The 13,790-nt window shown below is 73.1% G+C and carries 12 protein-coding genes and 3 pseudogenes; 4 read left to right on the forward strand and 11 right to left on the reverse strand.

The features are described from left to right. Positions 1 to 307: 307 nt before the first annotated feature. The gene (locus tag ABTZ99_RS30190) at positions 308 to 850 is read right to left on the reverse strand and encodes a DUF6630 family protein (RefSeq protein WP_499616004.1); all 543 of its coding nucleotides are present in this window, start codon (positions 848 to 850) and stop codon (positions 308 to 310) included. A gap of 192 nt (positions 851 to 1,042) precedes the next feature. Between ABTZ99_RS30190 and ABTZ99_RS30195 the strand changes: the two genes are divergently transcribed. The 3 genes from ABTZ99_RS30195 (at position 1,043) to ABTZ99_RS30205 (ending at position 4,141) form a co-directional block, all read left to right on the forward strand. Beyond that, positions 1,043 to 2,020, forward strand: a complete 978-nt coding sequence (locus ABTZ99_RS30195) for a cellulase family glycosylhydrolase (protein ID WP_499616006.1) — start codon at positions 1,043 to 1,045, stop codon at positions 2,018 to 2,020. 86 nt (positions 2,021 to 2,106) lie between these two features. Then, the gene (locus tag ABTZ99_RS30200; protein WP_499616009.1) at positions 2,107 to 3,210 is read left to right on the forward strand and encodes a histidine phosphatase family protein; all 1,104 of its coding nucleotides are present in this window, start codon (positions 2,107 to 2,109) and stop codon (positions 3,208 to 3,210) included. A 109-nt stretch (positions 3,211 to 3,319) separates the two neighbouring features. After that, the gene (locus ABTZ99_RS30205; protein ID WP_499616011.1) at positions 3,320 to 4,141 is read left to right on the forward strand and encodes a peptidoglycan DD-metalloendopeptidase family protein; all 822 of its coding nucleotides are present in this window, start codon (positions 3,320 to 3,322) and stop codon (positions 4,139 to 4,141) included. A gap of 135 nt (positions 4,142 to 4,276) precedes the next feature. Here ABTZ99_RS30205 and ABTZ99_RS30210 read toward each other — a convergent pair. Continuing rightward, positions 4,277 to 5,011 (reverse strand): annotated as a pseudogene (locus ABTZ99_RS30210) (LysR family transcriptional regulator); the annotation flags it as partial. A gap of 70 nt (positions 5,012 to 5,081) precedes the next feature. Between ABTZ99_RS30210 and ABTZ99_RS30215 the strand changes: the two are divergent. Further along, positions 5,082 to 5,516: a cupin domain-containing protein gene (locus ABTZ99_RS30215; protein ID WP_498783529.1), complete on the forward strand. Its 435-nt coding sequence runs from the start codon at positions 5,082 to 5,084 to the stop codon at positions 5,514 to 5,516. Positions 5,517 to 5,555: 39 nt separating this feature from the next. On the opposite strand, the gene ABTZ99_RS30220 is transcribed toward ABTZ99_RS30215, so the two are convergent. From ABTZ99_RS30220 to ABTZ99_RS30260, 9 genes and pseudogenes are all read right to left on the reverse strand, one after another. Beyond that, the gene (locus ABTZ99_RS30220; RefSeq protein WP_499616014.1) at positions 5,556 to 6,365 is read right to left on the reverse strand and encodes an NPP1 family protein; all 810 of its coding nucleotides are present in this window, start codon (positions 6,363 to 6,365) and stop codon (positions 5,556 to 5,558) included. Between the two features lie 181 nt (positions 6,366 to 6,546). Beyond that, complete coding sequence (locus tag ABTZ99_RS30225) at positions 6,547 to 7,041, reverse strand: hypothetical protein (RefSeq protein WP_498783533.1); 495 nt, start codon at positions 7,039 to 7,041, stop codon at positions 6,547 to 6,549. A 263-nt stretch (positions 7,042 to 7,304) separates the two neighbouring features. Then, on the reverse strand, positions 7,305 to 8,768 hold the full coding sequence (locus ABTZ99_RS30230) for a HAMP domain-containing sensor histidine kinase (protein ID WP_499616017.1): 1,464 nt from the start codon (positions 8,766 to 8,768) through the stop codon (positions 7,305 to 7,307). After that, a pseudogene (locus tag ABTZ99_RS30235) lies at positions 8,765 to 9,064 on the reverse strand (winged helix-turn-helix domain-containing protein). Before ABTZ99_RS30235 ends, ABTZ99_RS30230 begins: the two are co-directional and overlap by 4 nt. 21 nt (positions 9,065 to 9,085) lie before the next feature. Then, a pseudogene (locus ABTZ99_RS30240) lies at positions 9,086 to 9,454 on the reverse strand (response regulator); the annotation flags it as partial. Further along, a complete protein-coding gene (locus tag ABTZ99_RS30245) occupies positions 9,451 to 10,617 on the reverse strand; it encodes a streptophobe family protein (protein WP_499616020.1) in 1,167 nt (388 codons plus the stop codon). The pseudogene ABTZ99_RS30240 and the gene ABTZ99_RS30245, both read right to left, overlap by 4 nt. Beyond that, the gene (locus tag ABTZ99_RS30250) at positions 10,617 to 11,411 is read right to left on the reverse strand and encodes an ABC transporter permease (RefSeq protein WP_499616023.1); all 795 of its coding nucleotides are present in this window, start codon (positions 11,409 to 11,411) and stop codon (positions 10,617 to 10,619) included. Before ABTZ99_RS30250 ends, ABTZ99_RS30245 begins: the two co-directional genes overlap by 1 nt. Continuing rightward, positions 11,408 to 12,316: an ABC transporter ATP-binding protein gene (locus tag ABTZ99_RS30255; protein ID WP_499616057.1), complete on the reverse strand. Its 909-nt coding sequence runs from the start codon at positions 12,314 to 12,316 to the stop codon at positions 11,408 to 11,410. The genes ABTZ99_RS30250 and ABTZ99_RS30255 overlap by 4 nt, the downstream gene beginning before the upstream one ends. Positions 12,317 to 12,457: 141 nt before the next feature. Further along, positions 12,458 to 13,735 carry an SGNH/GDSL hydrolase family protein gene (locus ABTZ99_RS30260; protein WP_499616026.1) on the reverse strand — a complete coding sequence of 426 codons (1,278 nt, stop codon included), beginning with the start codon at positions 13,733 to 13,735 and terminating at the stop codon, positions 12,458 to 12,460. Between the last annotated feature and the right edge of the window lie 55 nt (positions 13,736 to 13,790).

A 13,790-nucleotide genomic window follows, 5' to 3' on the forward strand; every position in this document is an offset into this window, starting at 1 on the left:
AAGCGTCCGCCAAGCCTGCCCGGCTTCGACCAGCCTATGGCACCCGAACCCATGTCAAATCGGGCCTAGGTGGGGATGTGCGGGTCCGTTGTGGGAGGGCTGGGTGTGGTGGACTCGGTGGGTGCGCTGCGGGTCCGTTGTGGGTGGGGGTGGGGCGGTGGATCACTCGGTTGGGCGAAGAGTGCAACCGGGGACAACCCGAATCGCATGTCTTCCGTTAGCCGGATAAAACGGCGGCCCGGCGGCGAGTAAGGGTGGGCATGCGGGTTGGTGGCTCAGGGGTTGGTGGCTCAGGGGGTTTGGGGGCTCAAGGGGTTGGGGGTGGGGCGGTGGGGTTTGGTGTGCCGAGGATGCTGGCGGTGAAGCCTGCGGTGGTGGCGAGGTCGCGCGCGGTGTTGGCGTGGGGATTGGGGAGTAGGACGAGGGGGTAGCAGTCGGACTCGATGTCGAGCACGGCGAGGGTGGTGCCGGTGGCGCGGAGTTCCGTGCCCGCACGGTCGAGGAAGTCGTAGGCCGGTTGGTCGTCCGTGAGGTCGGTGAACCAGGCCCAGGCTGTGGGGTCGGTGGGGCTGGATCGCAGGGTTCGGAGTTGGGCGATGATCTCGCCGGCCGCTTCCTTCCAGTCCACCTCGGCCAGCAGGTGGTGGTCGGTGAGGGCGTCGACCAGGGCGATCCACGCCAGCTCGGGCACGGGCTCGTCGATGCCGCGTTCGTCGAGGCGGTCGGCGTGGGTGTGGAGGTAGCCGTCGGGGTCGTCGTGGGCATTGGTCACGCGGGTGGCGACGTCCGGGACGTCGGGGGCCAGCAGGGTGGCCAGTGCGACCAGTGCGTCCCGGGCCGTTGACGGCACGTTCGACCTCCTCGGGTGGCGGGTGGTGATCGTAGCAATGTGCTTAACCGATTCATGGTTGGTGGTGGGATGCCTCCGATCGTGCGTTGGGGGTTGACGCTTAACCGGTTAACTGATTGCATTCGCCTTCGAACGAGTTGTCGCCGCCGGTTCGGATGTCAACGATGTCAACGACGACATGGTGAGGTAGACGTGGTCAAACGATGGGCTTTGGTGGCGGTGGCGGCGTTGCTCGCGCCGCTGCTCAGCACGCCGGCGGCGTCGGCCGCGAACGGGTTCTACGTCGGCAACGGGCGGTTGTACGACGCGAACGGCAGTGAGTTCGTGATGCGTGGGGTCAACCACGCGCACGCCTGGTACCCCGAGCGGACGTCGCAGGCGCTGGCGGACATCAAGGCGTTGGGCGCGAACAGCGTGCGGGTCGTGCTGAGCACGGGCGCGCGCTGGACGTGGACCAGCACCTCGGCGGTGTCCGCGATCGTCTCGCAGTGCAGGTCGAACCGGCTGATCTGCGTGCTCGAAGCGCACGACACCACCGGCTACGGCGAGCAGGGCGGCGCGGTGGACCTGAACAAGGCGGTGGACTACTGGCTGGGCGTCAAGAGCGCGCTCGTGGGCCAGGAGAAGTACGTCATCATCAACATCGGCAACGAGCCGTACGGCAACAACAACTACGGCAACTGGACCAACGACACCCGCAACGCCATCTCGCGCCTGCGGTCCAACGGCTTCACCCACACCCTGATGGTGGACGCGCCGAACTGGGGCCAGGACTGGTCGAACACCATGCGCGACAACGCGTCCACGGTGTTCAACGCCGACCCCCAGCGCAACACCGTCTTCTCCATCCACATGTACGGCGTGTACGACACCGCGTCGGAGGTCAGTTCCTACCTCAACGCGTTCGTCAACGCCCGGTTGCCGATCGTGGTCGGCGAGTTCGGCGACAACCACTCCGACGGCAACCCCGACGAGAACGCGATCATGGCCACGGCCCAGTCGCAGCGCATCGGCTACCTCGGCTGGTCGTGGAGCGGCAACGGCGGCGGCGTCGAGTACCTCGACATGGTCACCGGCTTCAACCGCGCCGGCCTGACCAACTGGGGCAACCGCATCTTCAACGGCGCCAACGGCATCCGGTCGACGTCCCGGCAGGCGACCGTCTACTGAGGACCGCGTCGGGGGATCGGCGACGGTCCCCCGACGTGCGGTCGCCTCACGGGTGGTGGCGGCCGGTGCGCTAGGCTCGGCGCCCGGTGACGGCCATCGACGTGAAGACGGGTGATGTGGTGGGGCGGCGGTTCGCCGTGCTGATCCGCGGCCTTCCCGGCACGGGGAAGACGACGACGGCGGCCCTGCTCAGGGACGCGCTGCCACCGTCGGTCCGCGTGTCGAACGATTCCGTCAGGTACATGGCGCACCCGCGCGACTTCACTGCCTTCACCCTGGGGGCCTCCGAACTGGCATGCCTCGACCTCGCGCTGTCCTATTGCGACAGCGGCTTCCTGCCGGTGGTGGACGGCGTGTTCGAGGACGTCGACTTCCTGGCCGGCCAGGCGTTGCGCTTCGAACGGCGCGGCTACCAGCTGATCACGATCTCGCTGACCGCCGACGTGGCCGACCTGCTGCACCGCAACCTGCTCCGCGACCCGCTCCAGCGGATGGACGAGGCCCGGATCCACCAGCTGCACTCGGCTTTCCGGCCGGTCGGCGTGCCCCTGGAGATCCGGGGGAAGCTGCCCGAGGAAGTCTGCGACGACGTGCTCGACATCATCGAGCTCGAACGGACCGAGGGGCCCTCGGTCGAGGTCGGCGGGCACGAGGTCGACCTGCTCTTCCTCCGCCACGGCGAGCCCGACCACCCGCGCGAGGGCCACCCGGACCCGTTCGGGACGGGGCTGTCCGCGCACGGTCGGGCGGAGGCGTGGGCGGCGGGCGCGGCGGTGCGGAGGTTCGTGCCGGACGTCGTGTTCAGCTCGGACTTCGCAGTGGCCTGGGACACCGCCCGGCTCGCGACCGCGGGACTGGACGTGACGGTCGAGCGCTCCGAGGCCCTGCGGGAACCGGTCCTGAACGGCGACTTGGTCGAGGTCGCGCCCGATGCGGCCCGTGCGTTGGCGTTCTTCGACGACCTGCCCGCGCGCTACGGCGGCAAGCGCGTGCTCGTGGTCGGCCACGCCGGGCCGCACTCGTGGCTGGTCGGACGGGCGCTCGGGGCGGACCTGGAGGGCGTGCGGCGACTGCGCTGGGACACCGGCTGCTTCAGCCGGTTCACGCTGTCGGCCGAGGAGACCCGGGTCGAGGCGGTGAACGTGCCGCCCGGCTCGGTGGTGCCCGGCCGGCGGCTCGGCGGCGTTTGACCCGTTCGGTCCCGTGGTCGGACCTCCGCCGCGGGCGTGCCGCCCACCCGAATGGCCGTCGGCCGAACGCACGTTGTCAGCGCGCCACCGCCGTCCCTACGTTCGGACGATGACCAACGACTGGATCGGCAGACGTGCCCTGCTGCGCGGGACGGTGGCGGCCGGTGTCGTCACCGCGTTCGGCGCGGGCGTGGCCGAGGCCGCGGTCCCGGGCTTCTACCACCCCTTCACCGGCTACCGGATCACCGGCACCTGGCAGGACCACCTCAACCGCGGTTCGCTCGGCGGCATCGACTACGGCATGGCCGTCGGCACCCGGCTGCCCGCGGCCGGCGGCGGCGTGGTGACCAACACCCCGGACAACGGCACGGGCGGCCACACCGTCACCATCCGGCACGACAACGGCTACCGCACCCAGTACCTGCACCTCTCGCAGTTCCTGGTGGCCAACGGCACGCGGGTCGGCATGGGCGGTGTGGTGGGGCTGTCCGGCGGCGCGGTCGGCGCGCCGGGATCGGGCTCGTCCACCGGACCGCACCTGCACTGGCACATGATCGACCCGGGCGGCACGCGCATCAACCCGTTGCTCTACCTCGGCAGCGGCGCCGGGCTGCCCAAGACGACCACCGAGCAGGACGGCGTCCCGGGCACCGTCCTGTGGCAGCGGGCGCAGAACTGGTTGCGCCTCGAGCAGGGGTACACCGGGCCGATCGACGGCGTGCCGGGCACGAGCACGTACGCGGCGTTGCAGCGGGCGATGCGCGCGTACGGCTACGCGGGTCCGATCGATGGCGTGCCCGGTGCGCAGACGTGGGCGGCCGTGCAGCGGTTGGCGGCACGGTGGGGCTACACGGGCCCGATCGACGGGGTGATGGGCCCGAACTCGTGGCGCGGTTTCGCGCGTTTCCTCAACCAGGACAAGTACGACTGACCCGTCATCGCCCGAACGCGGCGAGCAGGTGCGTCGCACCGGCGAGGGCGTGGCGGGCAGGACGAGCGAGGTGGTGAGGACCGGGTCGGCGAGCTGCCGGAACGCGATACCCGGTGCGGGCGGCAGGTCCGTGACCCGGTAGAGCACCGTCCACGACGGTGGTCCCGACGCGATGTCCGCCAGGGTCCGCTGGAGCGTGGTGAACGGCGGCCCGGCCGGCGGCACGGGGCCCGACGCCCGCAGCGCCGTCGTGATCAGGTCGTGGAACGGCGGGTTGTGCTCGCGGGGAGCCAGTCGCAGCGGCAGGTCGGCGAGATCGCCGAGGTGCGATTCCCGGCGGTCGGCGAGGGCGGCCGGCAGCGCCACGTGCAGCGGATCGGTCCACACCGGCACGACCGTCAGCCCCGGCGCGTCGGTCGCCGCCCGCACCAGGGCCGCGTCCAGCTCCCCGTCCCGCACGGCCGCCAGCCGCCGCGCCGGTGGCGACTGGTCCAGCCGCACCCGCAGCCCCGCGGCGTCCAGCCTGGCCAACGCGCGGTAGAGGCGTTCGCCGGCGCCGTTGACCGTGCCCAGCCGCACCACGCCCTCCGCACCGGACGCCACCCGCGCGGCCACCTCGCGGGTGCGCCGCACGGCCGCGAGCACGGCCCGTGCCTCGGGCAGCAGCCGTTCACCGGCCGCCGAAAGCCGCACCAGGCGCCCACCGCGGTCGAACAGCGTCACGCCGAGCTCCCGCTCCAGCCGCTTGACCTGCTGGCTCACCGCCGACTGCACGATGTGCAGCCGCTGCGCCGCCCGCCCGAACCCGCCTTCGTCGACGACCGCCAGGAAGGCCTCCAACTGCCGGAACTCCACGCCCCCTCGATCCATCACGTCCGGTGATCCCCACCATCGTCAACCGCTCCTGGTCCGCGCGTTGTTCCCGCGCTTGACTCGGGGCATGTCAACGATCACCGTCATCCCCGCCGACACCGCCGAGCTCGTGCCCCTGACCGGTGGCAGCGCGTTCCGGCTCCTGGCCGACGGCGGCGCGTTCGGCGTCAACCGGCTGACCCTCGACGTCGGCGCGGACGGCGCGAAGCCCCATTTCCACGAACGGTCCAGCGAGCTGTTCTACGTGCTCGACGGCGTGCTGGAGTTCCGGCACGGTACGACGACCACAGTGGACCGCGGCGGGCTGGTCATCGTGCCGCCGAACGTGCCGCACGCGTTCGGCGCCGCTCCGGGCCATCACGCCGACCTGCTCGTCGTCCTCACGCCCGGTGTCGAGCGGTTCGGCTACTTCCGCCACCTGGGCCGCATCGCGCGCGGCCTGGACACGTTCGACGCCCTGCGGTCGGAGCAGGACCGCTACGACGTCCACTTCACCGGGTGACGGGAACCCCGCCCGGGCGGACGGGGTTCCCGCGCCGGGTCAGGCGTTCGGGTCGAACGGGATGCCGCTCGGCTTCGCCTGCGCGAGGTTGTGGTTGAACGCGCCGTCCTTGATGGCCAGGCTCGCGCTGCCGAAGTCGGCCCTCACCAGGATGTCGCGGATGCCGGCGGGGAAGTGGTCCCAGCTGACCAGGTCCGGGTACTGCCACGTGCCGTAGTGGTTCTCCGGCTGCTCGCCCGCGCCCGCGAGGCGGAAGCAGTGCGTGCTCAGGCCGTCCTTGTGGTAGACGATCTTGGGGTGCGTGCCCTCCCAGGCGACCTGGGAACGCGGGTAGGTCGAGTACTTGCCGTGCGCGGACGTGGACACGTAGTGGGCCTGGTCGCCGCTGACCCACACGACGACGTGCTCGATGTCGTGGCGGTGGCCGCAGCAGTCCCAGCCGGCCACGGCCTGGTCCTTCTCGAAGTACAGGTCGTAGAGGTAGGCGCACCAGTTGTTGTTGCACTTGGAGCGCGAGTACGAGTTCGTGTTGTCCAGGTCGGACTGGTCGCGGCACTGGCCGTTGAGGGCGCCGGAGTTCTTCAGCCCGGTGGCCACCGCGCCGGACGGCGAGATCGCCGGTGTCGGGTAGCAGCCGTCGGTGTCGTAGTCGAACGCCGGCTGCCACTTGCCGTCGGCGGCGGCGTGGCTCGCGGGCAGGGCCTGTGGCGGCTCGGCCCACGCGGCGCCGGGCACGAGCACCGCGAGCAGAGTCGCGCCCACGAGCGCGCTCAGCAGTCTCACGGTCGTCCGCCTGGTTCGGGAAGGGGTGCGGGACGGGTCGGTCAGCTGGGCGGTCACGACGACCATGCCCTCCATCCGGTGTCGAGTGGCACGGCGGCGGAGCGGCCGGTGTCGCGGAGATCATCGGCCGGCACCGAGGTTCCCGGCCGGGGCGTGACGTCGTCAACCCGCCGATGGTCGCGGCGAGGCGAACAGGCGGCGAACATCGGCGGACCGGGTGGCGGGGGCCGCCACCCGGGTCGCGACCTCAGTTGAACGGGTTGTCGTAGAACGCGCCGCGCGAGACCGGCGTCGCGGTCGAGCCCGAGAAGTGGAGCCCTTCGTAGACCAGGCCGATGTTCTGCACGACGCCGGCGTAGGGCAGGTCGACGTTGACCACGCCGGACAGGCCGTGCCCGCCGCCGCAGGCCTCCGGCCGGTAGCCGTCCTCGCGGGAGTACCACTGGTGGAAGGCGCCGTTGACGTTGACCGTGAGCTTCGTGCTCGTGTAGCTGGACTGGCGGCACAGCGTCAGGTCCAGCCGGTAGAGGGAGTTGCCGTCGTCGAACCGGACCGTGCCGACCAGTCGGCCGACCAGCGTGGTGTAACCGCCCGAGTAACCCCTGAGCTGGATGTCCACCGGTTGCGCGGGACCGTAGGCCGCCTGTGCGGGCGTGGCCGTCAACGAGGCGCCGAGGAACACGGCGGACGTGAGGGCGAGGAAGGTGGTGAAGCGTCTGCGCAAGCCGCTGCTCCGAGACATACGAGCACTCCTTGATCAGGATGGGCCGCGCTCACCCAGGCGAACGCGGCGGCGGATGGTGGTCGGAGCAGGGTGGACGCCGAACCGCCCCGCTCACCAGCCGCTGTCCAGGCGCAACCGTGAAGTTGGCCTGTTCGCGGCAGTGGTGTGCCGCCGCCGAGAGCCTGCGGCGCTCGCACGAGTGGACCGGGTTGCGGAACGTTGCGCAAAGCCGTGCCGCGCGACCGCGTCGGGAGGCTGCTGCGCCGGAGCGGTCCGGCGCGTCAGTCGTGGTCGAGCAGGGGCAGGGTGAGCCGGAAGCGGGCGCCTTCGCCGAGGGCCGTGTCGAGGTCGAGGTCGCCGTCGTGCGCGCGGGCGAGGGAGCGGGCGATGGCCAGGCCCAGTCCGGCGTTGGCGCCGCCCGTGCGGTTGCGGGAGTGGTCGGCGCGGTAGAAGCGGTCGAAGACGCGGGTCGCCTGCTCGGCGGTCAGGCCGGGGCCCTCGTCGGCCACCTCCAGCACGGCGCGGCCGTCCGCCGTGCCGACGCCGATGCGGACGGTGGTGCCCGGCGGGGTGTAGGTGGCGGCGTTGCCGACCAGGTTGGTGACGACCTGGCGCAGGCGGTCCTCGTCGCCGTGCACCGGGGCCGGGCCGGGTGGTCCGGCGCCGCCGGGGCCGGTCAGCTCCACCGTCCGGGACGGGTCGAGGGCGCGCAGGTCGTGCCGGGCGTCGTTGGCGAGGGTGCGCAGGTCCATCGGGGCGGGGTCGAGCTGGCCCTCGGGCGCCTCGTCCAGCCGGGCGAGCAGCAGCAGGTCCTCGGTGAGGGCGGTGAGCCGGGTGGCCTCGCGGTCGATCCGGCGCATCGCCTCGTCCACGTCGGCGCGCTCGGGCAGCGCGCCCATCCGGTAGAGCTCCGTCGAGCCCTTGATGCCGAACAGCGGCGTGCGCAGCTCGTGGCTGACGTCCGACAGGAACGCGCGCGTGCGGGCCTGCGCCGCGGCCCGGTCGGCGAAGGCCTGTTCGAGCTGGCCCAGCATGGTGTTGAGGGAGGCCGCGAGGTGCCCGACCTCCGTGGTCGGCGCGGCGAGGACGGGCACGCGCCGGGTGAGGTCGCCGTCGGCGATGGCGGCGGCGGTGTGCTCGATCCGGCGCAGGGGTCGCAGGCCGCGGCCGAGCGCGAACCAGCCGACCGCCGTCAGCAGCACGAGCAGCACGCCGCCTCCGGCCAGGCTCGTCGCGCGGAGCCGGGCGACGGTGGCGTCGGCCTCGGCGAGCGGCGCAGCGGCGATCACCGTGCCGCCCCAGCCGGTGACCGGCCGGGCCACGGCACGCCACCGCGCCGAGTCGCCCGCGGCGAGCAGGTCCACGGCGTCACCCCCGGTCGGGACGGCGCGCAGCTCGTCGGGCGAGGGCACCGTCGCGCCGGCCAGCCGGGCGGCCTGGATACCGCCCGCGGGCTCGCCGTCCGCGTCCAGGTACACCAGGTACGGCGTGCCGACCAGGTCGAGGGCCGGGTCGAGGAGGTCGGGGTGGCGGGTGGCGTCGACGGCCTCGGGCGGCCCGGTGGTCGACACGCCGGAGACGATCTCGGCGAACGAGCGCAGCTGGTCGTCGATCCGGGCGAGCTGGTAGCGCTCCAGCTGGTCGGACACGACCGCGCCGACGAGGCCCAACCCGGCCAGCAGCAGGCCCGCGGTGAGCAGCAGCAGCCTGGCCCGCAGCGAGAACCGGCCCAGCACGCGCCTCACCCCGTCGGCTCCCGCATCACGTAGCCGACGCCGTGCACGGTGTGGATCAGCTTGGGGTCCTCGACGTCGACCTTGCGCCGCAGGTAGGAGATGTAGGTGTCGACGATGCCCGCGTCGCCGCCGAAGTCGTAGCGCTACACCCGGTCGAGGATCTGCGCCTTGGACACCACGCGCCCGGCGTTCTCCATCAGGTAGCGCAGGAGCCGGAACTCGGTGGGGGAGACGCGGACGGGCCGGCCCGCCCGCGTCACCTGGTGGCCCTCGGCGTCGAGCGCGAGCGCGCCCACGGTCAGCACGCCGGCCTGGTGGCCCGAGGTGCGGCGCAGGATCGCGCGGATCCGGGCGATCAGCTCCTCCAGGTCGAACGGCTTGGTCACGTAGTCGTCCGCGCCGAGCGACAGCCCGGTGACCTTGTCGGACTGGCGGTCCCGCGCGGTGAGGAAGAGGACGGGCACCGGACCGCGGTGGCCCTCCGCGCGCCGCTCGCGCAGCCGCCGGACCACCTCGAACCCGTCCACGTCCGGCAGCATCACGTCGAGCAGCACGAGGTCGGGCGGCTCCGCGGTGGCCGCGGCGAGCGCCTCGGCGCCGGTCGCCGCGGACGTCACCCGGAAGCCGGCGAACCTCAGCGTCGCGGACAGCAGCTCGCGCACCGTGGCCTCGTCGTCCACCACCAGCAGCGTCATCGCCCGTCCCTGTCCCTCCACGCCGGCCAGGATACGGAGGCCAACCTGAGGGAACCGTCGACGAGCAGGCTGCCCGCGAAGCCCGCCGCGGCGCCGGCCACCAGCCCCAGCCCGAGCGCCGCCGGCGGGTCCGCCGCCAACCGCGCGTCCAGGACCGGGAGCGTGAACCCGAACGCGCCGATGCCCAGCTCCACCGACACGCGTGACAGCAGCGCCGACCCGGCCAGCGCCGCCCCCACCGCCGGCGCGAGCCGCGTCGAGGCGCGCGCGGCACGGCGCAGCGGCCCGCCGTCGGGACCGACGGACCGGGCGACGACGACGCCGAGAACCAGCAGCACGACCGCCGCGACCCACGTCAGCGGCCCGCCCGGCGCGGGAGGCGCGACCGCGTCCAGGACGCACGAGAGCGCGCCGTCCGAGGTCAAGGTCCACGGCACGCCCAGCCCGAGCGACACCGCGCCGAACACCACCACCGGCAGCCCGAGCAGCACCGCACCGGTCGCCGCGGCACCCCCGGACACCGACGCGACGAGCAGGCACGCGACCGTGAGCGCGACCGCCGTCCACACCACGCCCCGCACGCGCACCCGGAACCGCGTGACCAGCCAGCACACCCCGACGACCGCGAGCACCCAGCCCACCGCGCCCGCCGCCGCGGACCAGACCGGCACCGCGAACCCGGCACCGAGCGCGTCGACCGACCCGCCCCGGCCGAGCGGACCCGCCGCCGGCACCCCGCAGGCGGACGCCCCGGACCCGCCGCCCGTCGCACCGCCCGGCAGAGTCACCGTTCCCCGAGCCGACCACGCCACCGCCGCCAGCCCCGCCGGGAACGCCACGACCGCCGCCGCACCGCGACCGAGCAGACCGTCCCGACCGCGCAGCAGCAGCCACCCCAGCACCACCGCGCCCACCAGCGAGACACCCAGCGGCACCACCGTGACGCCACCCCGCACGGCGAACGGCAGATCACCCGACGGCACCGCGCCGAACTCCGCCGACCCGCCCGCGGCCAGGGCGACCACGGCCGCCGTCAGCCCGCCGAACGCGCCGATCCGGTCGGCGTCGAGCAGGAACAGCCCGGCCGCCGCGACTCCCGCCATGGCGGCCAGCGCCGCGACCGCCGCCACCACGCCCCGGCACACCTCCCGCAGCGCGACCATCACACGTCACGACGCCGGAAGACGACGAAGGCGGCGGCCAGCACCGCGGCGACACCGAGGCACATCCCGGCCAGGTTCAGCCAGGGGTGCGGGTAGGCGGGGTCCGGCACCGTGGTGAGCACCGCGACCGCGCCCTTGCTCGGCCAGAAGTCGAACAGGCCCTGGAGCCACGACGGGAACAGCCCCGACATCGCCGGCACCAGGAACACGATCCCCACCAGCGTGGCGAGCGCGCCCGCCGTGGCACGCATGATCGTCCCGAGACCGATCGCGAGCAGCGCGATCGCCGCGAGGTAGAGCCCGCCGCCCGCCACGGCCGGCAGCACGCCCGGGTCGCCGAGCCGCGCGTGCGGCACGCCCTGCCCGGCGAGGAGCGCCTGGCCGAGCAGGAACGCGGCGAACATCAGCGCCTCGCCCGCCACCGCGGCGACGGCGGTGGCCACCGCCACCTTGGCCGCCAGCAGCCGGTGGCGGCGCGGGGTGGCGGCCAGCGACGTGCGCAGCAGGCCGGTCGCGTACTCGGAGGTGACGGCCAGGATGCCGAGCACGCCGATGATCAGCTGGGCGACGATGTAGGTGGTCAGGCTGAGGTTCGTCGGGTCCCACGCCAGTCGCTCCGCGGCGGAGGAGCCCGCGTACTCCGCGCCCGCCGTGCCCATCGACAGGAACGTGATGCCGAGCCCGACCCCGAACAGGCAGGCCAGGGTGTACCAGGTGGAACGCAGGCCGCGGAGCTTCACCCACTCCGCGTGCAGGGCGTGGCCGAACCGCACCCGGGTCACCAGGCCGCTCACGCCGCCGCCCCCTGGTACTCGACGCTGTCCCTGGTCAGCTCCATGAAGGCGTCCTCGAGCGAGGGCCGCTGCGGTGTCAGCTCGGTGAGCACGACGCGGTGGTAGGCGGCGAGCTTGCCGATCTCCTCGTTCGTCAGGCCGGCCACGACCAGCGACGACTCGGGACCTTCCCGCACGGTCGCGCCGGACGCGGTCAGCCGCAGCGCGAACTCGGCCGGCTCGGGCGTGCGGACGAGCACGGCGCCCTCGCCGCTGCCGCGCAGGAACTCGGCCACGCCCGTGTCGGCGATGAGCCGGCCGCGGCCGATGACGACCAGGTGGTCGGCGGTCTGCGCCATCTCGCTCATGAGGTGGCTGGAGACCAGCACCGCGCGCCCCTCGCGGGCCAGGGACCGCATGAAGTCCCGGATCCAGCGGATGCCCTCGGGGTCGAGCCCGTTCACCGGCTCGTCGAAGATCAGCACGCGCGGGTCGCCCAGCAGCGCCGCCGCGATGCCGAGCCGTTGCCGCATGCCGAGCGAGAACCCGCCCGCCCGCTTGCCCGCCACGCCTTCGAGCCCGGTCCGGGCGAGCACCTCGTCGACCCGCCGCCGGGGCAGGCCGTTGCTCACGGCCAGGGCCAGCAGGTGGTCGTACGCCTTGCGGGCGCCGTGCACGGCGCCCGCGTCGAGCAGCGCGCCGACCTCGGTCAGCGGCACGGGCAGGTCGCGGTAGCGGCGCCCGGCGACGGTGGCGGAACCGCTCGTGGGCGCCGCCAACCCCAGGATCACCTTCATGGTCGTGGACTTGCCCGCGCCGTTGGGCCCGAGGAACCCGGTCACCTGCCCGGCCTCGACGGTGAACGACAGGTCGTCCACCACGGTGTCGGGCCCGTACCGCTTGGTCAGGCCCTTTACCTCGATCATCGTCATGGGGCCGAGCCTGGCGCGCCTGCCTGGCCGATCCCTGGGCGCTCCTGGGAGAACCCTGGGAATCCGGCGCACCCGGCCGTGCGCCGCGGACCACCGCCGCGGCGCACTCACAGGGAACACCCAGACCTGTCGGCCCTATGCGGTGGTGAGCAGGTGCGCCGGCACCGCGTCCGCCAACGCCCGGTAGCCGGCGGGGTTGAGGTGCAGGTGGTCGCCGCTGTCGTAGGCGGCCTTGAGCCTGCGCGGCTGGGCGGGGTCGCGGACCGCCTGGTCGAAGTCGATCACGGCGTCGAACCGGCCGCTGGTGCGGATCCAGGTGTTGACCGCCTGCCTGGCCTGCTCGTGGTGGCCCGCGGCGTCGTCGTAGCCGTTGCCCCCGAACGGCAGGAGCGTCGCGCCGAAGACGCGGATGCCCTGGGCCTGGGACTGGAGGATGATCTGGTCGTAGGCGTCGATCAGCTCGGCGGCGATCTGGCGCCGGCCGGCGTCGGTGGCGGGGGAGCCGCCGATGTCGTTGACGCCCTCGAAGACCACCAGCCACTCGATCCCGCTCTGGGCCAGAACGTCGCGGTCCAGGCGGGACAGCGCGGTCGGTCCCAGGCCGCCCCGCAGCACGCTGTTGCCGCCCGCACCCTGGTTGACCACCGCGACGTCCGCGGTGTCCGGCTGGGCCTGGAGCCTGGCCAGGAGCTGGTCGGGCCAGCGGTTGTTGCCGTTGGTGGTGGAACCCCGCCCGTCGGTCAACGAGTCGCCGAGCACGACCAGGGAGGCCGTGCTCGGACCGGATAGGACCTCGACGCCGCTGAGGAAGTACCAGTGGTCGGTGGGCGTGGAGCCGGACATCGCGTCCGCGTCGACGTGGTTGCCGGCCAGCAGGTGCGAGGTGGTGCGCGAGCCGGGGTGCGAGGTGATGCCGGTGGAGGCCTGTCCCTGTGCCAGGTACGTCGTGACGGTCAGGTTCGCCTGGGCCGCGAGGGGGAAGGAGATCGGATCGGAGACCGCCTGGGCGCCCTTCTGGATGGTCGTTGACGTCTTGCCGTGAAACGTGACCGGGCGCGACGTGCCGGGCTCGACGGCGTTGACGCCGGCCAGACCGCCGCGGGGCACGGCGACGGTGACGGCGGTGATGGGCAGTGGCGCGCCGCCGAAGGCGTTGGAGAACCGCAGCCTGAGCTGGTTGCCGCCGACGGAGACGTGCACGGTCTGGCGCAGGGTGGCGTTGGCCAGCACCACGCCGTTCTGGGTGAACGGCGCGGGTGGCATGTTGGACGACTCGGTCAACTGGGGCATCGACGCCCACGTGTGCACCCAGCGTTCGGTCGCGGTGGACGACGGCTCCGCGCCGATCGCCTGCGACGCCACCACGAGGGCCGCCGCGGCGGCCAGGCCGGTGATCGACGAAGTCCTGCTCATGATCCTCCTTCGCGCGGCCGGTCGGTGGGAACCGCAGGGGGTCCCCACCGACCGG

The sequence above is a fragment of the Actinosynnema sp. NPDC002837 genome (assembly GCF_040295345.1).
GTDB lineage: Bacteria > Actinomycetota > Actinomycetes > Mycobacteriales > Pseudonocardiaceae > Actinosynnema.